This is a genomic window from Qipengyuania sp. ABI-127-1 (genome assembly GCA_022953095.1).
GTDB lineage: Bacteria > Pseudomonadota > Alphaproteobacteria > Sphingomonadales > Sphingomonadaceae > Qipengyuania.
This window is the reverse complement of record JALJCR010000001.1, coordinates 1234451-1258060: the sequence shown is the minus strand read 5'-3', so window position 1 is coordinate 1258060 and position 23610 is coordinate 1234451. Positions and strand designations below refer to the sequence as shown.

At 63.9% G+C, this 23610-nt stretch carries 26 protein-coding genes; 9 read left to right on the top strand and 17 right to left on the bottom strand.

From position 1 onward, the window contains the following. Window positions 1-21 precede the first annotated feature (21 nt). From fusA to MUY37_RS06155, 5 genes are all read right to left on the bottom strand, one after another. On the bottom strand, window positions 22-2154 hold the full coding sequence (gene fusA, locus MUY37_RS06175) for an elongation factor G (RefSeq protein WP_499194494.1): 2133 nt from the start codon (window positions 2152-2154) through the stop codon (window positions 22-24). A 109-nt stretch (window positions 2155-2263) separates the two neighbouring features. Next, window positions 2264-2734, bottom strand: coding sequence for a 30S ribosomal protein S7 (gene rpsG, locus MUY37_RS06170; RefSeq protein WP_115417108.1), 471 nt, complete (start codon window positions 2732-2734; stop codon window positions 2264-2266). Window positions 2735-2866: 132 nt separating this feature from the next. Continuing rightward, the gene (gene rpsL, locus MUY37_RS06165; RefSeq protein ID WP_006831873.1) at window positions 2867-3238 is read right to left on the bottom strand and encodes a 30S ribosomal protein S12; all 372 of its coding nucleotides are present in this window, start codon (window positions 3236-3238) and stop codon (window positions 2867-2869) included. Window positions 3239-3683: 445 nt separating this feature from the next. Then, window positions 3684-4103, bottom strand: a complete 420-nt coding sequence (locus tag MUY37_RS06160) for a hypothetical protein (RefSeq protein WP_446279476.1) — start codon at window positions 4101-4103, stop codon at window positions 3684-3686. 98 nt (window positions 4104-4201) lie between these two features. Further along, on the bottom strand, window positions 4202-4480 hold the full coding sequence (locus MUY37_RS06155; protein WP_446279475.1) for a hypothetical protein: 279 nt from the start codon (window positions 4478-4480) through the stop codon (window positions 4202-4204). 305 nt (window positions 4481-4785) lie between these two features. Here MUY37_RS06155 and MUY37_RS06150 point away from each other — a divergent pair, with 305 nt between their 5' ends. From MUY37_RS06150 to MUY37_RS06140, 3 genes are read left to right on the top strand one after another with little or no spacing between them, the layout of a single operon-like run. After that, complete coding sequence (locus tag MUY37_RS06150) at window positions 4786-5346, top strand: hypothetical protein (protein WP_499194493.1); 561 nt, start codon at window positions 4786-4788, stop codon at window positions 5344-5346. 11 nt (window positions 5347-5357) lie between these two features. Beyond that, complete coding sequence (locus tag MUY37_RS06145; protein ID WP_499194492.1) at window positions 5358-6053, top strand: hypothetical protein; 696 nt, start codon at window positions 5358-5360, stop codon at window positions 6051-6053. Between the two features lie 43 nt (window positions 6054-6096). Beyond that, complete coding sequence (locus tag MUY37_RS06140; RefSeq protein ID WP_499194491.1) at window positions 6097-6744, top strand: GNAT family N-acetyltransferase; 648 nt, start codon at window positions 6097-6099, stop codon at window positions 6742-6744. Between the two features lie 57 nt (window positions 6745-6801). Here MUY37_RS06140 and MUY37_RS06135 read toward each other — a convergent pair whose 3' ends face one another. The 4 genes from MUY37_RS06135 to MUY37_RS06120 form a co-directional block, all read right to left on the bottom strand. After that, entirely contained in the window at window positions 6802-7416 is a 615-nt protein-coding gene (locus MUY37_RS06135; protein ID WP_499194490.1) for a TadE/TadG family type IV pilus assembly protein, read from the bottom strand. A 13-nt stretch (window positions 7417-7429) separates the two neighbouring features. Beyond that, window positions 7430-8050, bottom strand: coding sequence for a TadE/TadG family type IV pilus assembly protein (locus tag MUY37_RS06130; RefSeq protein ID WP_499194489.1), 621 nt, complete (start codon window positions 8048-8050; stop codon window positions 7430-7432). Continuing rightward, a complete protein-coding gene (locus MUY37_RS06125; protein WP_499194488.1) occupies window positions 8050-9660 on the bottom strand; it encodes a TadE/TadG family type IV pilus assembly protein in 1611 nt (536 codons plus the stop codon). The genes MUY37_RS06130 and MUY37_RS06125 overlap by 1 nt, the downstream gene beginning before the upstream one ends. 157 nt (window positions 9661-9817) lie before the next feature. After that, window positions 9818-10618 (bottom strand): LysR family transcriptional regulator, encoded by an 801-nt coding sequence (locus MUY37_RS06120; protein WP_499194487.1) that lies wholly within the window; start codon window positions 10616-10618, stop codon window positions 9818-9820. Window positions 10619-10750: 132 nt separating this feature from the next. On the opposite strand from MUY37_RS06120, the gene MUY37_RS06115 reads away from it, so the two are divergent. Both MUY37_RS06115 and MUY37_RS06110 read left to right on the top strand, forming a co-directional pair. After that, entirely contained in the window at window positions 10751-12916 is a 2166-nt protein-coding gene (locus tag MUY37_RS06115) for an RNA degradosome polyphosphate kinase (protein WP_499194486.1), read from the top strand. Beyond that, the gene (locus MUY37_RS06110) at window positions 12913-14442 is read left to right on the top strand and encodes a Ppx/GppA phosphatase family protein (RefSeq protein ID WP_499194485.1); all 1530 of its coding nucleotides are present in this window, start codon (window positions 12913-12915) and stop codon (window positions 14440-14442) included. Before MUY37_RS06115 ends, MUY37_RS06110 begins: the two co-directional genes overlap by 4 nt. 20 nt (window positions 14443-14462) lie before the next feature. Here the strand turns inward: MUY37_RS06110 and apaG are convergent, their stop codons facing one another. Beyond that, on the bottom strand, window positions 14463-14861 hold the full coding sequence (gene apaG / locus MUY37_RS06105; RefSeq protein WP_115417115.1) for a Co2+/Mg2+ efflux facilitator ApaG/CorD: 399 nt from the start codon (window positions 14859-14861) through the stop codon (window positions 14463-14465). Between the two features lie 190 nt (window positions 14862-15051). Continuing rightward, a complete protein-coding gene (locus tag MUY37_RS06100) occupies window positions 15052-15666 on the bottom strand; it encodes a 2-hydroxychromene-2-carboxylate isomerase (RefSeq protein WP_499194484.1) in 615 nt (204 codons plus the stop codon). A gap of 50 nt (window positions 15667-15716) precedes the next feature. On the opposite strand from MUY37_RS06100, the gene MUY37_RS06095 reads away from it, so the two are divergent. Together MUY37_RS06095 and MUY37_RS06090 are read left to right on the top strand one after the other, a co-directional pair. Then, the gene (locus MUY37_RS06095; RefSeq protein WP_499194483.1) at window positions 15717-16031 is read left to right on the top strand and encodes an excalibur calcium-binding domain-containing protein; all 315 of its coding nucleotides are present in this window, start codon (window positions 15717-15719) and stop codon (window positions 16029-16031) included. 100 nt (window positions 16032-16131) lie between these two features. Next, complete coding sequence (locus tag MUY37_RS06090; protein WP_499194482.1) at window positions 16132-16545, top strand: DUF6628 family protein; 414 nt, start codon at window positions 16132-16134, stop codon at window positions 16543-16545. Here the strand turns inward: MUY37_RS06090 and MUY37_RS06085 are convergent. Beyond that, a complete protein-coding gene (locus MUY37_RS06085; RefSeq protein WP_499194481.1) occupies window positions 16542-17747 on the bottom strand; it encodes a trans-sulfuration enzyme family protein in 1206 nt (401 codons plus the stop codon). The genes MUY37_RS06090 and MUY37_RS06085 overlap by 4 nt on opposite strands. Window positions 17748-17787: 40 nt before the next feature. Beyond that, entirely contained in the window at window positions 17788-18327 is a 540-nt protein-coding gene (locus tag MUY37_RS06080) for a TetR/AcrR family transcriptional regulator (protein WP_499194480.1), read from the bottom strand. Between the two features lie 67 nt (window positions 18328-18394). On the opposite strand from MUY37_RS06080, the gene MUY37_RS06075 reads away from it, so the two are divergent. Both MUY37_RS06075 and MUY37_RS06070 read left to right on the top strand, forming a co-directional pair. Further along, window positions 18395-18781, top strand: a complete 387-nt coding sequence (locus MUY37_RS06075) for a hypothetical protein (RefSeq protein WP_499194479.1) — start codon at window positions 18395-18397, stop codon at window positions 18779-18781. Between the two features lie 43 nt (window positions 18782-18824). Continuing rightward, window positions 18825-20096, top strand: a complete 1272-nt coding sequence (locus MUY37_RS06070; RefSeq protein ID WP_499194478.1) for a phospholipid carrier-dependent glycosyltransferase — start codon at window positions 18825-18827, stop codon at window positions 20094-20096. Window positions 20097-20262: 166 nt separating this feature from the next. Here the strand turns inward: MUY37_RS06070 and MUY37_RS06065 are convergent, their stop codons facing one another. The 4 genes from MUY37_RS06065 to MUY37_RS06050 form a co-directional block, all read right to left on the bottom strand. Beyond that, window positions 20263-21408, bottom strand: coding sequence for a glycosyltransferase family 2 protein (locus tag MUY37_RS06065; protein WP_499194477.1), 1146 nt, complete (start codon window positions 21406-21408; stop codon window positions 20263-20265). Window positions 21409-21434: 26 nt separating this feature from the next. Further along, complete coding sequence (gene leuB / locus MUY37_RS06060) at window positions 21435-22502, bottom strand: 3-isopropylmalate dehydrogenase (RefSeq protein ID WP_499194476.1); 1068 nt, start codon at window positions 22500-22502, stop codon at window positions 21435-21437. 114 nt (window positions 22503-22616) lie between these two features. Continuing rightward, window positions 22617-23216: a DNA repair protein RecO gene (gene recO / locus MUY37_RS06055; protein WP_499195121.1), complete on the bottom strand. Its 600-nt coding sequence runs from the start codon at window positions 23214-23216 to the stop codon at window positions 22617-22619. Between the two features lie 70 nt (window positions 23217-23286). After that, window positions 23287-23574 carry a GIY-YIG nuclease family protein gene (locus MUY37_RS06050; RefSeq protein WP_499194475.1) on the bottom strand — a complete coding sequence of 96 codons (288 nt, stop codon included), beginning with the start codon at window positions 23572-23574 and terminating at the stop codon, window positions 23287-23289. Window positions 23575-23610: the final 36 nt, after the last annotated feature.

The window sequence follows — 23610 nt, the reverse complement described above, 5'->3', positions numbered from 1 at the left end:
CCCCTAAACCTCAAAGCTGGCTTACGCAAGCTTCTCCTTGACCTCGGCGGCCACGTTGGCCGGCACTTCGTCATAGTGGCTGAACTGCATCGAGTACTGTGCGCGTCCCTGGGTGAAGGAACGCAGCTCGTTCACGTAACCGAACATGTTCGCCAGCGGCACATTGGCTTCGACTGCCTGGGCGTTGCCGCGGCTGTCGGTGCCCTGGATCTGGCCACGACGGCTGTTGAGATCGCCGATGACGTCGCCGAGGTAATCCTCGGGGGTCACGACCTCGACCTTCATGATCGGTTCCAGCAGCTTGATACCGGCACGGTCGGCGACTTCACGCATCGCACCGCGACCGGCGATTTCGAACGCGATCGCGCTCGAGTCGACGTCGTGGTACGCACCGTCATACAGATTGACGGTGAAGTCGATGATCGGGAAGCCGACGAGATGGCCGCTTTCGGCCTGCTCGCGGAAGCCCTTTTCGATCGCCGGGATGTATTCCTTCGGAATGTTGCCGCCCTTGATCTCGTCTTCGAAGACGAAGCCCTGGCCGCGCTCACCGGGAGTGACCTTTACCTTGACGCGGCCGAACTGACCCGAGCCACCCGACTGTTTCTTGTGGGTGTAATCGACATCGACCGGCTTGCCGAGATATTCGCGGTAAGCCACCTGCGGCGCACCGACATTGGCTTCGACCTTGAATTCACGCTTCATGCGATCGACGAGGATGTCGAGGTGAAGCTCGCCCATGCCCTTGATGATCGTCTGGCCACTTTCGTGGTCGGTCGACACGCGGAAGCTCGGATCCTCGGCAGCCAGGCGGTTGAGGGCGACGCCCATCTTTTCCTGGTCGGCCTTGGTCTTGGGCTCCACCGACAGTTCGATCACCGGCTCGGGGAATTCCATACGCTCGAGGATGATCGGCTTGGACGGATCACACAGCGTGTCGCCGGTGGTCGTGTCCTTCATGCCCGCCAGCGCGACGATGTCGCCGGCATATGCCTCTTCGATGTCCTCGCGGTTGTTCGAGTGCATCAGCAGCATGCGGCCGATCTTTTCCTTCTTGTCCTTCACCGAGTTCAGGACCGAGCCCTTGGCGAGCTTGCCCGAATAAATGCGGGTGAAGGTCAGCGAGCCGACGAACGGGTCGTTCATGATCTTGAACGCCAGCGCCGCGAAAGGCTCGTCGTCGGACGACGGACGGGTTTCTTCCACGTCGCTGTCGGGCAGCACACCCTTGATCGCCGGAACGTCGAGCGGCGACGGCATGTAGTCGACGACCGCGTCGAGCAGCGGCTGAACGCCCTTGTTCTTGAAGGCCGAGCCGCAGGTGACCGGCACGAAATCGCGCGCCATGGTGCCCTTGCGGATCAGCTTTTTGAGCGTGGCGACGTCCGGTTCGTTGCCTTCGAGATAGGCTTCCATCACCTCGTCGTCCTGCTCGACGACGGTTTCGATCAGCTTCTCGCGATATTCGGCGACCTTGTCGGCCATGTCCTCGGGGATGTCGACGAACTCGTATTTCGCGCCGAGGTCTTCGGCCTGCCATACGATGCCGCGGTTGGCGACGAGGTCGACCACGCCCTGCAGGTTGCTCTCGGCACCGATCGGCAGCGTGATCACCAGCGGCGTGGCGCCGAGGCGGTCGATGATCGACTGGACGCAGTAGTAGAAGTCAGCGCCGGTGCGGTCGAGCTTGTTGATGAAGCACATCCGCGGAACGCCGTATTTGTCGGCCTGCCGCCAGACGGTCTCGGATTGGGGTTCGACCCCGGCAACTCCATCAAAAACCGCCACCGCGCCGTCGAGGACGCGCAGGCTGCGTTCGACTTCGATGGTGAAGTCGACGTGGCCGGGGGTGTCGATGATGTTGATGCGGTACTTGGGCATGTCGGTGCGCAGCGCTTCGGGCTCCGAGCGCGGATCCATCGCCGGATCCTCGGGCGTCCAGAAGGTCGTGGTCGCAGCCGAGGTGATGGTGATGCCGCGCTCCTGCTCCTGCTCCATCCAGTCCATCGTCGCGGCGCCGTCGTGGACTTCGCCGATCTTGTAGGACTTGCCGGTGTAATAGAGGATGCGTTCGGTCGTGGTGGTCTTGCCGGCATCGATGTGAGCCATGATGCCGATATTGCGGTACCGCTCCAGCGGATATTCGCGGGCCATGTGAAATTCCTCGTGGGTTCGGGGTGACAGATGCGCCGCCCCTTGGATCCTTAATGTGACCGCCCGGCGACCGTTCCGCGTTTCGGCGGAACGGCCTGCCAGACGAGCCTTACCAGCGGTAGTGCGAGAAGGCGCGGTTCGCGTCCGCCATGCGGTGCGTGTCCTCGCGCTTCTTCACCGCGTTGCCGCGATTGTTGGCCGCATCCATCAGCTCGCCCGAGAGGCGGGCCGACATGGTGGTTTCCGGACGACCGCGCGCGGCCGAGATCAGCCAGCGAATGGCCAGCGCCTGGGCACGCTCGGGACGCACTTCCACAGGCACCTGATAGGTCGCACCGCCGACACGGCGGCTGCGCACTTCGACCTGCGGCTTGATGTTGTCGAGGGCTGCATGAAACAGCTCGACCGGGTTGGCCTTGGCCTTGTTCTCGACCGTGTCGAGCGCGCCATAGACGATCTTCTCGGCAACAGCCTTCTTACCGTCGAGCATGAGGTTGTTCATGAACTTCGACAGGACCTGATCACCGAACTTGGGATCAGGCAGGATTTCCCGCTTCTCGGGACGACGACGACGTGACATTTCAATGTCTCCAAAATCTTGACTGTCAGCCCGGACCTGTTCCGGGCCAGCGCTTCTTCTTCATGGCGACGCGCGCGTGAGAAGGAAGCATCGCCCCGGAACAAGTCCGGGGTGACGAGAAAGGGAAAAACCTTACTTGGGCCGCTTTGCGCCGTACTTCGAGCGCGACTGCTTGCGGTCCTTGACGCCCTGCGTGTCGAGCACGCCGCGAAGGACGTGGTAGCGCACGCCGGGAAGGTCGCGCACACGGCCGCCGCGGATCAGCACGACGCTGTGTTCCTGCAGGTTGTGGCCTTCGCCCGGGATGTAGGAGATGACTTCGCGCTGGTTGGTCAGGCGGACCTTGGCAACTTTACGCAGAGCCGAGTTCGGCTTCTTCGGGGTCGTCGTATAGACGCGGGTGCAAACGCCGCGCTTCTGCGGGTTCTGCTCCATCGCAGGGACCTTGCTCTTGGCCTTCTGCGGAACGCGGCCCTTGCGGACCAGCTGGTTGATCGTCGGCATATGAGTTCTTTCTCTTCACCGTTTCGTGGCGGCGACTAGCGGGAGATGAGGTGGTGTGTCTGGCTTAGCCCGTCATCCCAGCGAAAGCTGGGATCGCTGCCCGCAAGCGCAGAGCCTGCGGCACGAGATTCCAGCTTTCGCTGGAATGACGTCTAAGCTGAAATCACTCCACCCATCGGCCCACACGGCCACCGGGTTACTTTGACGGCTGCCCCAAGTGTTTCTGCAAGGCTCCCTTGCGGAAGCACGCAGTCCTCGCGAAAGCGGGGACCGCTATCCTCACAGAGCAACACCAATAGAAAAGAGCCCGATCGCATAAGCGACAGACCCCCGGGACATGACCGGCAATGTTCAGCTCTATCTGACCGATGGGGGAATCACGCGAGGCGGGTCCAACACCGGATGGGCGCGCACATAGTGTCTGCACGCCGCATGGTCAAGGCGGTCAGTCCTCGCTCGCCGCCGATAGCTGGCGCATGTGCTCGGCCACGGCAAGGTCGAGGTCCTGATAGACAAAAGGCCCAACCTGATACTCGCGCACCGTCCTGCTCGTCACCCCGTCACGCATGACGACCTGCGGAGGATCGAGCGCCCCGCCCTCGTCTTCCCAGCTATCGACCGCCTTGGCCGCCGCGGGCTGTTCGATCGGGCCGGCATAGGTCCCGTAGATGATCGTCTCGGGCTTCGGCATGGCCGCGGGCATCGCGACAGGGGCAGGTTCCATCCGCATTTCGCGCAATGCGCGCACGCGCCGGGCATATTCGGCCACCTTGGCGAAGTGACCGTCGCGTCCATCCTCGTCGCCCGAGGCACTGGCCTGCATCACCGCGACCTGGTGTGCGTGGAGAAGTTCGTTGAGGTCCACAGGCGGCCCCCTTTCTGGCAGAAGCTGGAACGCGAGGAACACAGGTGCCGCCCGGACGCGCTCTTGGGGACGCGTCCGGGCAACCGGGGTGTCAGGGGTTAGTGGGCCTGCGTGCGCGCTGCGCTCTTGCCGCCTTCTTCACCCTGCTGCTGCTTCTGGCCCTTTTCCTGCTCCTGCTGGCGCAGGTTGGTGGCCGTGGGCTTGCTGCCGTCGAGCTGGCGGGTTTCATAGCCCCAGCGCTGGCCCTGCTTGGGCTCTGCGGCCTTCTGCTGGAAGTCGTCCTTGCCGAAGAAGAGCGGCTCGCCGCCCTTTTCGGGAGCGATCGTGCCGCTGCCCTTGCCGCTGTCGTAGCTCTTGATGGTGCCGAAATGTGTCATGGGACTGGCTTCCTTCGATGTCGCGCAGGCGTTCAATAGCGACCGCTGGTGCACGCGGGCTAGAAGGCGAAATGGAAAGAAGGGGAGGCAACTGGCCCCCAAGACCGTCAATCGCGACTGGTAGCTAGGTGTTATATGGGGGCAGGACGGTGGATTGCAAGGGGGGATGGCCCCCGGGACGTGACCGGCAATGTTCAGTTCTATCTGACCGATGGGGGAATCACGCGAAGCGGCTCCAACACCGGATATGCGCGCACATAGTGGGATGTGGGGGGACAAGGGATTATGGATGCAGAGGGTAGGACTTGAGGCAATTCCGACTACATCGGCACAATGGCATCGACGATATCTTCCAAGACAACGGCGGAAAGATACTTCAGATGCTGCTGGCGCTAAGTCTGAAGGATATGGACGACCCCAGCCCCACAGAACTCTTCGTGCCTTCGCGCCTTTGTGTGACTCAGACCGGCGCAGTGCCTGCCGATAGCCGGACTGGCGCGGATGGCGGACCTACGGAGCCGCCGGACATGCCCCTCCCCCATCCTGCGGATGGTTCCCCTCCCCGGTTCGGGGAGGATACCAGCCTTACCCGCGAGTTCGTGTTTCCCCCTCAAGCGCCGGGCGCGACGCATCCGCGCGCCTTGCGTTGGCGCTTCGCGCCGTCTCCGCCTACGGCTCCGACTCCCTCGCATAAGCTCGGGCGCGCAGTCGTGCTTGCCTCGCCTGCGGCTCGGTTACAGCGCCAGCTAGGAACCATTTTCCTACTCGTCATTGCGAGCGTAGCGAAGCAATCCATCTCCTGCCCTCGCCGCATTTTACAAGGTTGGAAGCTGGATTGCCGCGTCGCCTGCGGCTCCTCGCAATGACGGAGAGCAATATGACCACCCCCACCCGCGCAATCGCTCGCCAGGCCACCTCGGCCGTCGCCCACATCGCGCCCGAGCCTGCGGCGGACGATCCGCTGCTCGGTTTCGCGCCCTATCTCCACAAGGCACCGCGCTCCAATTCGATCACGCCGACGTTGCAGAGGCGCTTTATCGCCAGCCTTGCGGCCACGGGGATCGTCACGCAGGCCGCGCTCTCCATCGGGAAGAGCATGGAGGCGCTCTACAAGCTGCGCAATAAACCGGGCGCGGAGGGTTTTGCGGCGGCCTGGGATGCGGCGCTGGAGCGCGGGGTGCAGCGGCTGGAGGACAGTGCGCTCGCCCGCGCGATCCAGGGCACGCCAGTATGGAAGAGCGATGGCGATGGCGGGCTCGTCACCTATGGCGTGACGCATAACGAGGCGCTGGTGATGTTCTTCCTGCGCAACCGCCGCCCCGAACGCTATTCCGAGCATATCCGCCCCGGCCACCCGGTCTACGAACGCATTCGCGCCGAGGTGCTGGCGGGCCTGCCCCCCGCCCGCGCTGCCGCCGCCGAGTGCGGGAGCGGGGAGGAGGCGCGGGAATGCGCGCTCTCCCGCCATTTTGCCGAGCGGCTGGCGCGAGAAGGCGAGGAGGGGGCCGACGACGGGACCTGCGCGAACTCCGCCGACATCTCGGCACTGGCAAGCTCTGCGCAAAAGCCCTAGCTTCGATCCCGATCGCACGTGCGCGCGGGAGCCAAGGATACCCATGGGTGACGATACGAACCGCAAGGCCGCGCCGCGCTGGCAGGAAGCCCGCGGCGATGCCTCCATCCTCACACGGCTGGAGGACGGGCGGGAGATCTGCATCCGCACCGTCTCGCCCGAGGATGAGGGGCGGCTGCGCGAGGGGATTGCGCGGATGAGCCCGCGCTCGCGCTATCTGCGGTTCTTTTCCGGCGCTACCACGCCGCCCGACTGGGTGATCGAGCGGCTGCTGGACGTCGATGGCGTGCTGCATCTCGCCTGGGGGGCGATCGACCTGTCGGACCCCGCGCAGCCCGCCATGGGCGTGGTCCATGCGATGCGGCCCGATGCGGGCGACCGGGTGGCGGAATTTTCGGTCGGGGTGGTCGACGACTATCACGGGCTCGGCCTGGGGCGTTTGCTGGCGGCGACGCTGCTGCTGGATACGCGCGACGATGCGCTGGAGGCGCTGACCGCGCATGTGCTTTACGAGAACACGGCGGCGATGCGTTTTATCCGGCGGCTGGGCGCGCAGCGCGTGGCGCAGGACGGGCCGACGCTGGAATATCGGCTCGACATCGCCGAGGCGCTCGCCCGCCTGCGGCAAGAGCAGGACCCGCCGGGCCTGGCCGATATCTTCGCCCATTTCGACGCTTCGGAAGCTGCCTAGGCCCGATCGCCCGCGCGCGGGTCGCAGCCCGCCGGGCCGCGTGGGCGCACGGGCAGGTCAGCAGCTCATCACGGCGAGCCTCTGCGTGTTGGTGATGTCGTTATTCTGCCGCCCGCGGACGTTGAAGGCGCTTTCATAGCGGATCGTCGGCGGGTCGAAAAAGCCGGTCGAGACGAGCGGCTGGTAATCGTAGGTCGCCTCGACGAACATCACCGCCGTATCCTCGAGCGCGGTGATCTTGTCGCTGCCCGAACCCAGGCCGTCCTCGAGGCTATCGTCGTCGGCCCCGTCACCTTGCTCGCCATAGAGGGGTTCCACCGCCGTATCGTCGCCCCAGCAGCGTTGCCAGACGATCGTCTGCCCCTCGTCCGATCCGGTCTCGCCATTGTGTTCGAGGCTGGAGAGCACGACACGGCCATGGGCCTTGAAGTCGAGGCTGTTGCCGACATACTCGGCGCCGGTGAAGACCTCGTAGATATTGGCCTCGTCGATCCCGGTAGTAACGCGCCCGGCATTGTCGGCCACGGTCATCGCCATCTGGCTGACGCGCAAATGCGCGAGCGCGAGGTTGGACAGCTCGAGCCCGGTGAGCACGAGCGTGAGGAAGACCGGCGCGGCAAAGGCGAATTCGGTCAGCGCCAGCCCGCGCGTGTCGCGCCGCAGCGCGCGCAAGGATCGCAGCGCCCTAAGCACAGATCACCGCCGCGGTCGCCTGCTGGTCGTAGGGCTGGTTACGCACTGCGGTCTGCAGCGAATATTCGATCGTCGGCCCTACCCCGGGCAGGAACCCGTCGAGCGGCAGGATGCGCGGCGCGCTGACATGGGCGGTGTAGAGCACGACGTCATCCGCCCCACCATTGCCGGTCTTGCCGGCGTCGGTATCGTAGCTGCCATTGCCATTGGCATCTTCGAAACAATCGCCGTCCGCAGCATCGAACTGGCCGTTTCCATTGTGATCGGTCATCAGCTTTTCCGGATCACCGATGGACGAGAAATCGAAATAGCTCTTCTGCGTTACGGTAATGGTCGCATTCGGCGCGACATTCTGGACCTGTTCCTCGATCAGGTTCTCGACCTGCTCTTCGACGGTGCTGCCCGGCACGTTGATAATGGGGAATTCGACCGCCGCAGTACGCGCCGCATCGTTGAGCGCGCCCTGCATGGTCGAGCGGACATAGCTGTCGTAGCCCAGTTCGAGCCCGCCCATCAGCAGCAGCAGCATAGGCCCGCTGATGATCGCGAATTCGACAATGGTCGCACCGCGCTGGTCGCGCCGCAGACGACGGATGACAAGTGGCAGCCGCATCACCGCGTCAGCCTCAGATTGCCGATACCGCGCCCGATATTCTCGAAAATCTCTTCGAGATCGGAACCGTCCGAGGTATAGAAATGCGCCGTACTCGTCGCGCAATCGTCGATATCGTCCGTCGCCGTCACGTCGAGCGCGATTACCCAGATCGTCGTCCCGGTGGCCTTCACCCGGTCGCAGATTGCGTGGAAACGGGCGATGTGTTTCGCTCCCTGCGTTCCGGATCCAGTGAGACGGTCGTGATAGCGCTGGATACCGAAGGCGGAATAGAGTCTGTCACCCGTACCGAGTTCGCCGTCGGTCATGAAGACCAGGTGCCGGTTGACCGGCACGAGACCATGCGATGTCGGATTCTCGGCAGAGAACATGCCGGTGGGCGAGAGAAACCGCGCGCCCCACAGAAGACCGATATCGTGATAGGTACCGCCGGTGACATTGCTGGTGGATGCGTCGACCGCGTTCTGGAATCCTCGCTCCGTATTGTATTCCTGGAGCTTTCGCGATTCCGATGGGCAGCCGTCCTGCGATTCCCCTTCCTGGCTGACGGGGTCGTACCGGCCCCACTGCAAGGCCGTATCGCTGTCACGGGCCGCAACCGAATCGATATCCTGCTGGCTCACGGTCTGGAGGATCGTCACGGGATCTTCTGCCTGGCCGATGCTGGAGCGCTCCTCGATACAGCCAATGCCGCTTATACGGAAGTCGCGCTTGTTTTCGTTTACCGATTTGCCAGAGGAAGCCCACGGGGTATCGTTGATGTCGACCGTCCGGTACTCATATGTCGAAGACGGGTTATAGACCCGGGTCCGGCGGGTGCTCGATTGATACGTGTAGCCGCTGCTCTGCGTGTCGCCATAGCTGTCGTAGGTGTTGGTCGTGCAGCTATCCTGATACCAATACCAACCGCTTTTGTACTGCGTGCACACTCGTTGTTCGTAAACCCTCTTATGGTGTTGCTGGTTTTGCAGGATGTCGCGATTCTTCAAGCGACGCGCGACATTGACGGTGTGCGAGTAGGATACGATGCCGAACCGGGTAATCGATCCGTTGCCGGAGTCGTCGAGCGCACGGTACAGTCCGGTCGTCCCGTCGCGCAGAAGTTCGATTTTCTTCTTGCTTCCGCCGGTCGAAGGAGGGTCGTTCATCGACCCGGTGGTGTCGAGCACCAGCATCACATCGTTATGGCCAAGATCGCGTTTGGCGTCGCAATTGGCCTTGATCCCGATCGTGTCGAAGCCGAAAATATGCATCAGCGACGTTGGCACATCCGCGGTGGCGCTGCCGACGATCTGGGCATTGTCGTTCGGGTCCTGGGCGACAGTGAACACGCGGTTCCGGGAACCCATCAGCCCAGCGGGATAATTGAAGTCGAAGAACTTGAACGCCTCGTCTTTGTTGGCGTCGGTCCAGGCATTGCCGTCCATCGATTGGCGGCCTGCCAGCACGGCGGCGTCGCAGGCGTTCTGCAGCTTGGCCTTGGCCATATAGGCAAAGCTCAAATCCAGACCGCTGCCGATGACGATGGTCAGCGGAACCAGAGCAGCGGCGAAAATCGCCAGCGTGTTGCCTTTCTGGTCCGCTGTAAGCTTTCGGAAAAAGCCCGTCATTCCGTTTGTCCCTGTTCAGCCCATCAGGCCCTATCGAGGGAAAACGGAAACATTCCGGAACCTATTATGGTTTACGCCCGGTTAAGTACATTAAACGCATTACAAAACAACGGCTTGCCCCGAGCCAACAATATCGCGGCAGGTCGCCGAAAGGCCCTCACTCCGCCGAAAGAAACGATACCAGAGACTTGACCTTCTTGGTCCGCCATTGCGGTGTCGGGGCGACCAGCCAATAGGCCCGCGTGCCGGTGTGCGGCCCATCGAGCACCTCGAGCTTGCCGGCCTCGATCGATTCCTTCGCCAGGAGTTCGGGCAGAATTGCCTTGCCCAGGCCGGCGAGGGCCGAGGACAAAGCCTGCCCGGCGTTGGAAACCGTCACATGCGCCGTCATACCGTCCTGCAGCGGAAGGCCCCAGTCGATCCACTGGTCGGGCGCGCCGCCCTGATCCCCGGGCCGCGCCACGGTGACACGGCGCGCTTCGTCCAATTCGATACCTTGCAGGTCGCCCGGCCCGTCGACCAGGCGAATCGCACAATCGAGATTGGTTTCGGTGAAGTCGGCATTTTCGTCTGCGACGAAAGTGAATTTGATGTCCGGATTGGCTTCCCCGAACTTCGCCAGGCGCGGTGCCAGCCACTGGGCATAGAATTCGCGCGGACAGGCGATGGTATAGCTGTCGGACGCCTGCCCCGCCTGCATCGCCGAAACGCTTTCCTCGAATTTGAGGAACCCTTCTCGCAGCGCATCGAGCCCGGCAGCCCCTTCCTGCGTCAGTTCCAGTCCCTTGCTGGTACGGCGAAACAGAACCGTGCCGAGATGATCCTCCAGCGCGCGAATCTGCTGGCCGACCGCTGCCGGGGTCACCGCCAGCTCGTCCGCGGCGCGGGTGAAGGACAAATGCCGGGCGGCGGCATCGTAGACGCGCAGGGCGTTCAGGGGCAGATGGGTACGCTTCATGGTGCGATGCGACATAAATGCGGCACGCGCAGGAAACAAGGTGCGTCTGTCAACCCTTTCCTTTAGCGCGCCTTTGAAGCATCTTGTAACCCGACCGTCACAATCGAGGCCCATGGCCGCAACCGTACCCGCATGACTGCCGAAGCTGCCCGGACCACCCCGGCCAATGACGCCGGAACGAACGCGCCGCCAGCGCGGGGCGACCGCTATACCAATCGCGAACTCAGTTGGCTTTCGTTCAACCGGCGCGTGCTCGCCGAAAGCGAGAACGAGCGATATCCCCTGCTTGAACGCCTCCGGTTCCTGTCGATCTCGGCCAGCAATCTCGACGAGTTCATCATGGTGCGCGTCGCCGGCCTCGAAGGCCAGGTACAGCGCGGGATCGAAACCCAGGGAATCGACGGCACCAGCCCGCGCCAGCAAATTGCCGCCATTCGCGAACAGTTTTCGGCATTGGAAGACCGGCAACAGGAAAGCCTGGAAACGCTGCGCGGCCTGCTGGCCGAAGAAGGTATCCTGATCGCCGCGATCGACGATCTGCCGGAAAGCCAGCAGAACTGGCTGGCCGAGTATTTCGAAAGCGACATTCTGCCGCTCATCACCCCTCAGGCGATCGATCCCAGCCACCCCTTCCCTTTCGTGGCCAATAAGGGGATCGGGGTGATCTTCCGGCTGAAGCGCGGGAAACGTCAGGCCGATCTCATCGAAATGGTGCTGATTCCGAGCGGCGCCCCGCGCTTCGTGCGCGTGCCGGGGGACGATGCGATATACGTTTCGATCGAACAGCTCGTGACGCGATATGCCGACCAGCTATTCCCCGGCTTCAAAGTGCTGGGGGACGGAATTTTCCGCGTCATCCGCGACAGCGACATCGAAGTGGAAGAAGAGGCCGAAGATCTGGTGCGTTATTTCCGCACCGCCATTCAACGTCGCCGCCGGGGCCGCGCCGTCCTCTTGGAGCTGGACGACGATTGCGACGAAGTGGCCGAAACGCTGCTACGCGAACAACTCGAGGTGGAAGAGGCCATGGTCGTCAAGACCGGCGGTATGCTGGGCCTTGCCGACCTTTCGGCGATATGCGGCGAGCCGCGCCCGGATCTCAAGTTCGAACCCTTCAGCCCGCGCTATCCCGAACGGATCCTCGAACATGATGGCGATTGCTTCGCTGCCATCCGCGAGAAAGACATCGTCATTCATCACCCGTTCGAAAGTTTCGACGTGGTGGTCGATTTCCTGAGCCAGGCGGCGCGCGATCCGGCGGTGGTCTCGATCAAGCAGACGCTTTATCGCGCGGGCGACCAGTCGCCGGTAATCGCCGCGCTTATCGAGGCGGCGCAGAACGGCAAGGCGGTAACCGCCGTGGTCGAGCTGAAGGCCCGCTTCGACGAGGAGCGCAACATCCACTGGGCGAGCGAGCTGGAGCGCGCCGGAGTGCAGGTTATCTACGGCTTCACCGACTGGAAGACCCACGCCAAGGTCAGCTTGGTCGTGCGGCGCGAGGAGGACGGATACCGCACCTACTGCCATTTCGGCACCGGCAATTATCACCCGGTCAATGCGAAGATCTACACCGATCTCAGCTTCTTCACCGCCGATCCGGCGCTGGGGCGCGATGCAGCCAAGATGTTCAATTTCATCACCGGCTACATCGAACCCGACGATCTCGAGAAGCTGGCGCTTTCCCCTATCGGCCTGCAGGAAAAGCTCTACGAACTGATCGACGCCGAAATCGCCAATGCGAAAGCGGGCAAGCCGGCAGGTATCTGGGTCAAGCTCAATTCGATCACCAACCGGGCGATGATCGACAAGCTCTACGATGCGAGCCAGGCGGGGGTGGAAATCCGCATGGTGGTGCGCGGCATCTGCAGCCTGCGGGCGGGGCTGCCGGGCATCTCGGAGAATATCAGCGTCAAATCCGTCATCGGTCGGTTCCTCGAACATTCGCGCGTCTGGGCCTTCGCCAACGGCAAAACGATGCCGAGCCGCCAGGCCAAGGTTTTCCTGACCAGCGCCGATGCGATGAGCCGCAATCTCGAACACCGGGTCGAGGTGATGGTGCCGATCGCCAACAAGACCGTGCACGACCAGGTATTGGGGCAGGTCATGCTGGCCAATATCCTCGATACCGAACAAAGCTGGGTACTGGAGCCGGACGGTCAGTATCATCGTATGCGACAGGGAGATGGCGGCTTCAATTGCCACCAGTATTTCATGGCCAATCCATCACTTTCGGGCCGTGGTGCCGCGCTTGCCGATCACGAGGTTCCGCGATTGACGCTGCGGGACGGCACCACGTGAGCAAATCGCGTTCGGCCAAGTGGCAGCGCCGACTGATGCAGCCTCCGCGGGCAGTGATCGACATCGGTTCGAACACCGTGCGGATGGTCATTTACGAAGGCACCGGGCGCGCGCCCGAAGTGGTGTGGAACGAGAAGGTCGCTGCGCGGCTCGGGCGGGACCTGTCCCAAACCGGGCGCATTCCCGATGAAGCGTCCGACGAGGCACTGGGCGCGCTGGCGCGTTATGCGCTGATCATCCGCGATCTCGGGATCGACGATGTCCAGACGGTCGCGACAGCCGCCGCGCGCGAGGCGGAGAACGGCGCGCAATTCCTCGAGCGGGTCGCCGATCTCGGGCTCGAACCGCGGCTATTGTCGGGCGAGGAGGAGGCCCGCGCCTCGGCAATGGGCGCGCTGGGGGCCTTTCCCGGTGCCAGGGGCGTGGTCGCTGACCTTGGCGGGGGCAGCCTCGAGCTCGTTTCCATCGCCAAGAACGAATGTCACGAAGCCGCCAGCCTGGCACTCGGAACCTTGCGCCTGCCCGCGCTGCGCGCCGCCGGACAGGATGCCTTCGCCCGGCATGTGCACGATCAGCTCGCCGGCGTCGGCTGGGCGGTCGCGCATCCCGGCCCGATATATATGATCGGCGGCACCTGGCGGGCGCTGGCGGCCTATGCCATGCGGTATTTCGACTATCCGCTGACCGACCCGCACGGCTTCACCCTGGCACCCGACGATGCGCGACGCCTGGCCGGCGAGCTGGTCGGAGCGAAACCGGAAGCACTGATGGAGATCAGCGGGATCACTCCGATGCGCGCGCATTATCTCCCCGATGCCGCCGCCCTGCTGCGTCCGCTGCTCGACGCGGTTGACCCCGACGAGCTGGTCTTCTCCTCCTGGGGTATCCGCGAAGGGCTGCTCTATGCCCGGCTCGATCCGGCGCAGATGCGCGCCGATCCGCTCCTTGCGGGGGTCGCCGCCTATGCCGGGCCGCGCGATGCCTCGATCACCGAAGCGGCTCTGCTTGCCGCCTGGACGGTGGAGCTGGCGGATGGCGATGGCCGCGTGAACGAGCGCTTGCGGCTGGCCGCCGCGCAGCTATCGGGCGCGCTCCAGCGGGTCGAGCCCAACCTGCGGAGCAGCCACGCGATCGAATGGGCGCTGGGCAAGCGCTGGATCGATCTGGACGCGCGCGGCCGGGCCATGATCTGCGCCGCACTGTTCGGCAGCATGGGACGTACCGAACTGCCCGAAAAGTTGCGCGAACTCACCAGCGACGACGATCTGCGCGAAGGCATGACCTGGGGGCTGGGCTTTCGCCTCGCGCGCAGGCTGGGCGGCGGGAGCAAGGTCTCGCTCACCACGAGCGCGCTGCGGCGCAAGAAGAAGCGGCTGGTCCTGCGCCTCCATGAGAGCCGCGCCGCGCTGGCAAATTATCCCGCCACGCAGGACCTGGAAGTGCTGGCGAACTGGCTCGACCTCAGTCCCAAGATCAAGATCGGCGATTTCGAGTTTTCGGGGCTGGACGAGGAAGAGGACGGGTAAGCAGTGCGCCCCCGCAAGGCTTAATCCGCGGTTGCGGGTGCGGCGAGCGGAAAATACGGAATGCGCACTTCCAGCGGAGAGCCATCCTCGCCGCGGAACGTGTAGAAGCCTTCCATCGAGCCATGGGGCGTGTCGAGCGGGCAGCCCGAAACATAATCGTGGCTCTGCCCCGGCATCAGGACCGGCTGTTCGCCAACCACGCCATCGCCATCGACATGGCTGACCAGCCCGGCCCCGTCGGTAATCCGCCAATGCCGGGTCATAAGCTGGACGCGCTCATGAGAGCCGTTTTCGATGCGGATGTGATAGACCCAGAACCACTTTCCCGCTTCCGGGCGCGATTGCTCGGGCAGGAAATTCACCGAGACGCGAACCGTAATCCCATCGGTGATCGCGGCATGTTGGAAAAGCTCTTTCATCACACGCCCAAGTTAGAGCACCTGCAAAGCTGTGCAAGCAAAACCGTGCGATTTTCCACCTTAGGCATCTCGTCTGCCCTCCCGGCGATCGTCTCGGCAAGCACCGATCAACCGCGATATTCCGGGCCTTTATGCTGCGATGCCCCGGCCTCGCCGATTCGGCGGACCGCAAACGATCGGTTCCGCCGTGCTAGGGCTTCCCACCGACCAGATAGCTTTCGAGCTGACCGAGACGTTCCTTGCCGAACCACATTTCGCCATCGACGAAATAGGTCGGGATGCCGAAAGCCCCGCGCGCCACCGCCCGTTCGGTATTCTCCGCCAGTTCCGCCTTCACCGCCGCATCCTGCGTGGCGGCGAGCAGGCGCTCCGCATCGAGGCCTGCCCCGGCCAGTTCACGCCCCACCACCTCGATATCGCCGCAATCGATATTCCGCTCCCATACTGCCGGAAGCAGGGCTTCAACGATGGCGTGTCGCTCCGCCTCGTCGCCCGCCGCCACCAGTACACGCTGGGGTAGGATAGAGTTGAACGGCAGCGCGGGGTGCATCCTGAACTTGTCCATCCCGTGACGGTCCAGAAAGCGTTGGAATTCGAGCGCGGCATAGGCGACCTTGCCCTTCACCCCGGCATCGCGCACCATTGGCGGGGCATTGCCGGTGAGCTTGTGCATGCCGCCGAGAAAGACCGGCGTCACCTCCAGGCGCGCACCGGTTCGCGCCGCGATATCCTTGAGTGGATACCATGCAAGATAGCCGTTCGGCGCACCGAAATCGAAAATGTATTCGATGGTCTTCCGGGCCATTCGTTTCTCCCCGCTCCCCCCGATAGCCGTTTGATGCTATGCTTGCGAGGATGAAAGGCATCGCCCTCCTCCTGCCGCTCGCGCTTCTGGCTGGTCCGCCGCCGCCCGCGCTGGCGCATCCGGGTGGGCTGAATGCGCAAGGATGCCACAACAACCGCAAGACGGGCGATTATCACTGCCACCGCAACCGGCGCGCAACGCCTCAACCACCCGCATCACAGATCAGGGGCGGCGTCTATTTCCGCAATTGCGATGCCGCCCGGGCGGCAGGCGCAGCGCCGATCCGCCGCGGAGAGGCCGGATATCGGCGGGCGCTGGACCGCGACAATGACGGGGTGGCCTGCGAAGCTTCCCGCAGGCGATAAAGGCAGGTTATCGAAAAGGGCCGCCAAACGATACGGGTCACACCCAGCCTCTACTTGCGAATGACTCGCATTAGCGTAGAAGGGCTGAAAAGGAGATCGCATGGCCCGTTCACATGATTCGACCGCTCTCGAGTTGCCGTTGCCCGCCCGCCGCCACCAGACGCTCGGGCTGGTTCTCATGCGGCGACTGGCGGCACACGGACTTCACGATGCCCGCGCAACCATGCTGGCGCTCGATGCAAGCGGTGCGGAATTTCGCAAGATCTTGGTGCTGGCGCGGGCGCTGGTCATCGATCTGGCCCGAACCTCGCAGCGCCGGATTCTGCTCGCACCGTGCTGTGCGACCGGAATGACGCGCGACGAAGGTCTGCTCATGGCGCTTATCGGCGGCGCCGGTCTCGACGTTCACGGCGTGCTGACCGACGATGCGCGCTGTGCCGTGGCGATGACGAGCGCCCATGCGCTGGGCGAAGAGCTGGAACGGGTCGCGATCCGCAACAATTGGCGGCGTTAGAGCCCGGCGATCGTCAGCGCCCGGTCGATATCTTCCTTCACATCCTCGACATCTTCCAGCCCCACATTGATGCGCAGCAGGCCCTCGGTCACGCCCATCTCGTCACGTGCTTCCTGCGTCATGCCGGCATGGGTGGTGCTGGCCGGATGGCACATCAGGCTGCGCGCATCGCCGATATTGTTGGAAATATCGACCAGTTCGAGCGCATCGAGAATGCTGAAAGCCGTCGCCCGGTCGCCCACATCGAAGGCGAAAATCGGGCCGGTCGCGACCATTTGTTTGCTTGCGAGATCGTGGCGCGGGTGGCTGGGCAGGCCGGGATGCAGCATCTTCGGCACGCGGCCTTCCATGAATTGGCCGAGTTCGACTGCGTTCTCGCTCTGGCGCCGCGCGCGCAGGTCCAGCGTCTCCAGCCCCTTGAGCACGACCCAGGCGTTGAACGGCGCAATATTGGGGCCGGTATTGCGCTGGAAGGGCAGCAATACCTCGTCGATCCACTGCTGCGATCCGCAGACCGCGCCCGCAAGCACCCGCCCCTGCCCGTCCATCAGCTTGGTCGCGCTGTAGGCGACCACATCCGCGCCGAATTCCAGCGGCTTTTGTAGCGCGCTTGTGGCAAAGGCGTTGTCGACAACGGTTGTGATCCCGTGCGCCCGCGCGACGCCGCAGACATGTGCGAGGTCGACCATATCGAGCGTGGGATTGGCGGGCGTTTCGAAAAAGAACACCTTGGTGTTGGGTCGGATCGCGGCCTCCCACGCATCGTCGTCCGCACTGTCGATCACCGTCGTCTCGATCCCGAAGCGCGGCAGCAGATGATCGAGCAGCCAGCGGCACGAACCGAACGCCGCCCGTGCGCCGACCACATGGTCGCCCACCGAAAGCTGGCACAGCAGCGCAGTGGTCATCGCCGCCATCCCGCTTGCCTGGGCGCGGCAGGCCTCCGCCCCTTCCATCAGCGCGACGCGTTCTTCGAGCATGGCGACGGTCGGGTTCTGGAGGCGCGAATAGGTCATCCCTGCCGCCTCGCCCGCGAAACGGTCGGCCACCGTCTGCGCGTCGTCATAGGTATAGCCGGAGGTGAGGAACAGCGCCTCGCTGGTCTCGCCATGTTCGGATCGCCAGGTGCCGCCGCGCACGGCCTGCGTCGCGGGCCGCCACCCAGAGGTGATCGAACGGTTGGTGCCGGTGGTGTTCTTCATGACGCGCTCGATAGCATGCCCGCGTGAAGCGGCAAGCAGGTCAGCCTTCCAAGGCGGCAAGCCCGGCTTCGGCGGTCTCGCCCAGGCCCAGCGCATCGAACATCAGCGCCCCTTCGACCATGGTTGCAACCAGCCGCGCCCCGCCCTTGGGGTCGGGATCATCATGCGGCATATGCGCTTCGAACCAGGCGAGCTGGCTGTCCATCATCGCGGAAGCGCTGGCGCGGTAGGCGGGATCGCCCGTGGATGCGCCCGCAACGATTTCCCACCACAGCTTGAGGAACGGCGCGAACATCGGCGCGCGCGCGATCTCCAGCAGCCGCTGGGCGCATTCCCGGCGCGAGGCCGCAGGCTCGCTTGGATAGGCCATTGCAAGCGCGCCCGAATACATTTTTGCGACATGGTCGAGCAGCGCGGTGACGAGACCGTCCTTGGAGCCGAAATGGTAGATCAGCATCCGGTCGCTGGTCCCGGCGGCCTTGGCCAGCGGACGCAGGCTGGCTCCGGCCAGGCCATGTTCCAGCACGTGCTGGGCAAGCAGCGGCAGCAGCGTTTCACGCGAGAGGCGATGATCGGCCATTGACTAAATGTAGCACTTGCTACACATATCGTATGTAGCAGTCGCTACACAGCAATGGGAATCAGACATGACCACGCTCGAAATCCTCTTCGTCCTCGGTGCGCTCGGAGCGCTTCCGGCCATGCTCTCTCTGGCATTCCGCAAACGAGTGCAAGAAAGCGCGGGCCTTGCGGCGCTGCTGGCGGTCGGTTTTATCGCCTTCAGTGCCGTCCCCATCGTGCAGGAAGGCTATCTCGGCTTCATTCCCAACCATATCCAGAACCTGTGGGGAACACAGGTGTGGTACGATCTCGTGATCGTGGTCGTCATCGCGCTCGTCTTCATCGTCCCGCGCGCCCGGGCGGTGGGCATGAATGTCCCGATATGGATCGTGGCCGTCGCGCTGACCGCCTCGATCTCGCTCCTGCCGATGGTCGCGCGGCTGTTCTGGCTGGAGCAGCGGACAACTGCCTGAACGCGCTTGATGCTGGCGCGCGGCTTTCCTAAGCCGCTTGCCGATGAGCCGCGCGCCCGAGCAACCCAAGGATCCCTTGCGCTGGTGCGCCGCGCTGGCACTGATTTTCTGGCTCGCCTGCCTGCCGCACCTGACAATCGTCGCCAAACCCTATTTCGACGAGGTCCATTACCTTCCCGCCGCGCGCGAGCTGCTGGTCATGGGCGAATTCACCAATCGCGAACATCCGCTGCTCGGCAAACAGCTACTCGCGCTCGGCATTGCGCTGTTCGGCGACAATCCGTGGGGCTGGCGGCTGCTCCCGACCCTGTTCGGCACGCTCGCCCTGTTCGCCGCCATGCGGGCGGTCTGGTTCGGCACGCTGAGCCGCTTTGCCACACTTGCCTACGGCGTGCTGCTGGCGACGGGCTTCCACCTGTTCATCCATGCGCGCATCGCGATGCTGGACATCTTCTGCCTAGCTTTCCTGAGCCTCGCGGCATGGCACTATGCCGCCGCGATCCGCCAGCCCGAACAGGGTCGATGGCGGCTCGCACTGACCGGTATCGCGCTGGGTCTCGCCATGGGCGCCAAGTGGAACGCGCTCGTTATCGCCATGCTGCCCGGCCTCGCCTTCTTCTTCGCCCGCGCCGCAGCCGGGCGCCGCCGGTTGTTCCTGAGCCGCCGGGGCGCACCGGTGCCAGGCACCACGCTGGTCGAGGCGACGCTGTGGCTCGGCGTGGTGCCGCTGGCAGTCTATGCCGCGACCTATCTTCCGGCCTTCTTCTTCCGCGTGAACCCGATTACCGAAGGTCTGCTGTTCCACCACCAATTCATGCTGTCGCAGCAGGAACAGGTGCTCAAGCCCCATCCTTACCAGTCGACCTGGGAGCAATGGGTGCTGAACGCGCGATCGATCTGGTATCTCTACGAGCCGATCGACGGTGTGCAGCGCGGAATCATGCTGATCGGCAATCCGCTGACCATGCTGCTCGGTCTGCCCGCGCTCGCCTGGTGCGCCTGGCACGGCGTGGTCCGCCGCCACTGGACCGCGCTCGGCGTGGTCGCGCTCTATGGCGTGAGCCTGGGTTTCTGGATTGTCGCGAGCAAGCCGGTGCAATTCTATTACCATTACGCCGTGCCCAGCATGGCGCTGCTCGGTGCGCTGGCACTGGCCTGCGATGCATTGTGGCAGAACGGCTGGCGCAAGACCGCGCTTACGCCGGTCGTCGGCAGCGTGCTGGTATTCGCCTGGTTCTATCCGATCATCAGCGGTGCGCCGCTGGTAGGGCCGGACAGTTTCGCGGTGTGGACCTGGCTGGAAAGCTGGCGGTGAAGTTTTTCGCTGCGTGCGGAAAGCGCATCTGCGCTTCCCTGGGCTGTGCCTTCCCGCTCCCCCTCCCGGCCACCCACGGGATCATGTTGAATGGGTGGCCGAGTGGGGGAGTGGGCTGGTGCCGCCGCAGGGCCGGGATGGATGTCCCGACCGCATGCAACAATCCCTAATACCTACCCCAGACGAAGCGGCTCGACAGGGCGTAGTTCCATACCGAGCCGATGCCGATGCCGACCAGCGCGGCGAGCACTTCGTGCAGGCCCCGATCGTACAGCGTGGTCGCCACCGCGACATTGGCGAAGGCGCCGATCGAGCAGGCCACGATGAAACTGAGCCAGCCCCAGAACACCTTGTTCGCTTCTTTCAGGCGGCGATCGCGGTAGGTCAGGAAGTTGTTGAGCCAGAAATTGAAGGTCATCGCCCCGAACGTCGCGACCGCCTGGCTCCAGCCGAAATTCGTTCCGACGATCAACAGGAAGGCATAAAGGATCGCCATGTGCACGCCGATACCGATAACCCCGACCGTGCCGAACAGCGCGAAGCGTGTGGGGATCACCCGCCCGAAGCTCTTGTCATAAAGACCGGCGAGAAAATCGAGGGCAATCGCACGATCGAGCTTGCTTTCGCCGGAGCGACGGGCGGAGAAATTCATCGGAAAATCCTTCACCTTGAGCGGTGTGTCGGAAGTGGCGAGCAGGTCGAGTAATATCTTGAAGCCGATACCCGACAGGTTCGGCACCAGGCGGCGCGCCGTCGCGGTGGGCAGCAGGAAAAAGCCGCTCATCGGATCGGACAGGTCCACACCGGTCAGCTTGCGGGCGAGGAAATTGGCCACGCTCGACAGCTTCTCGCGGTCGGGACGGCCCCATTCCTCCATGCTCGCGCCTTCGGCGAAGCGGCTGGCCACGGCGACCTCGGCCTCGCCCGATTTGACTGCCGCAAGCATATCAACAAGCAGCTTGGGATCGTGCTGGTGGTCGGCATCCATCACTGCCACATAGGGCGCGGCAGTGGCGCAGAACCCCTCGATCGCCGCGCTCGACAGGCCCCGGCGGCCGATCCGCTGAATGACCCGAACGCGCGGGTCGGACAGCGACAGACGGCGAGCCTCGTCGCTGGTTCCGTCGGACGAATTGTCGTCGACGATCAGCACCTCCCAGCCCGAGATGCCCAGCGCATCCTCGATCCGCTCGACCAGCGGTTCGAGATTGTCGCGCTCGTTGAGCGTCGGCAGGATGATCGCGAGGTCCAGCGGACGGACGCTGGAGGCCGCACTAGCTATGGAGGGCTGCGTTTCCGGGGTCATATCCATTGCATGACCCGGTTATGCGGCATTCCTCAAGATATGGTTACCAGCTTCCTAACAATCGCATCGCCGATCTCGCCTGTCGAAGCACTGCCGCCGAGGTCGCCGCCGAACACGCGATCGGCCAGAATGCGCCCGACCGCGCGCTCGATTCGCGCCGCGTCTTCCTCGCGCCCGAGCGAGTGGCGCAGCAGCATTGCGAGGCTCAGCACGGCGGCCACCGGGTTCGCCTTGCCCTCACCCGCAATGTCGGGTGCGCTGCCATGGATCGGCTCGTAAAGGCCGAACGTGCCATAATCGGTCTGCCGTTCGCCGAGCGAGGCGCTGGCGAGCAGGCCGATCGACCCGACGCAGGCGGAAGCCTGGTCGGAAAGGATATCGCCGAACAGATTGCCGGTGACGATCGTGTCGAACCGGCCCGGCGCCTTGACGAGCTGCATCGCGGCATTGTCGACATACATGTGGTCGAGTTCCACTTCGGGATAGTCCTTCGCCACCTCGATCATGGTCTCGCGCCAGATGCGGCTGGTTTCGAGGACATTGGCCTTGTCGACGCTGGTCAGACGCTTGTTCCGGCCCATTGCGGCGCGAAAGGCGGTGTGCGCGATGCGGCGCACTTCGGCCTCGTTATAGGACATGGCATCCCATCCCTCGCGGCCGCCGGTACTCTCGCGTTCGCCCTTGTCGCCGAAATAGACATCGCCATTCAGCTCACGCACGACGAGCAGGTCGATGCTGCGCGCGACTTCGGGTTTGAGCGAGGACAGGTGTTCGAGGCCGGGAAAGCCAGCCGCCGGGCGCAGGTTCGCGAACAGGCCAAGCTCGCTGCGCAGGCCGAGGATCGCCTGTTCGGGCCGCAAGTCGCGCGGCAGGTCGTCGCAGGTGAAATCCCCCACCGCGCCGAACAGCACAGCATCGGCGGCGCAAGCCATTTGCAGCGTTTCCTGCGGGAGCGGATGCCCATGGCGGCGGTAGGCAACAGCGCCGACATCGCCCTCCAACAGCGTCAAGCCGGGCAGCGCGAGTTCATCGAGCACGCGCAGCGCCTGCGCCGTAACCTCGGGACCAATCCCGTCGCCTGCGAAAACTGCAATCTTCAAGTCACTACCTCGTCATTGCGAGCGGCACGGCCGCGCGGCAATCCATGGACCGACAATGCGGCTACCGAAACGCCATGGATTGCTTCGTCGCCAGCGGCTCCTCGCAATGACCGATCAGGATATCATCCGTGCCAGCCGCTGCCTGAGGAGTTGCCGTGCAGCTAGGACGTCGGCCCGGGTATCGGCAAGCAGGTAGCGTGCGATAAGCGGTTCCTGGCGGTCGAGAATTTCCAAGGCCTGCCCAAGGTCCGCTATCGCGGGCCGCTCGCCGCCATAGCCCAGCTCGCGCAGCAGCAGCGCCTCGTAAATAGCCAGCGCCTCGACCCACTGGCGCGCAGCATCGGCCGAACAGATCGCATCGAGCAGTCCGCCGAGTGCCGCGTAAAGGGTGGGATAGGGGTTGCGCTCGGGCAATGCCGCGGCCGTAAGCGCGGTGGCCCATGCGATTGCGGCGGACGATAGCGGTTCGGACAGCCACGGCCCCCGGCTCTGCACCAGCTCCAGCCTGGCAAATGGTAGCTGGCTGTCCGACTTGGCGCGGATGTCCGCCTGCACCACGTTTCCGGGGATCATTACCGGCCGCAACTGCCGCCCGCGCCCGCCCGCGACATAGGCCGCGACCACACCGCTCTCCTCGGTCAGCAGCCGCGCGATCACCGCCGTTTCCCCATGCGGGCGCGCGGCGATCAATATGGCGGGTGCGGTGAGGTGCATGTTCAACGATTAACGACTTACGTCGCCCCTGCGAAGGCAGGGGCCCAGATAAGGGACGCGATTGGCCCGTTCACTGGATTGTTTCGAACAAATCGCTCCAGTCGGGGTTGTCTCGCCGGATCAGTTTGAGCTTCCATTGCCGCTTCCAGCGCTTCATCGCTTTTTCGCGGGTGATTGCCTCATGGATATCCTCGAAATGCTCGGCGTAAACCAACCGGTTGAGGCCGTGCTTGCGGCAAAACTCCGAACCTCGTCCCTCGCGATGTGCGTGAACGCGGGCCGCAATGTCGCTCGTCACGCCGATGTAGAGCGTGCCATGCGGGCCGTTGGTCATGATATAGACCCAGCAGCCGACCATTCAGCGAGCCGCTTGCGGGACCGTTATCTGGGCCCC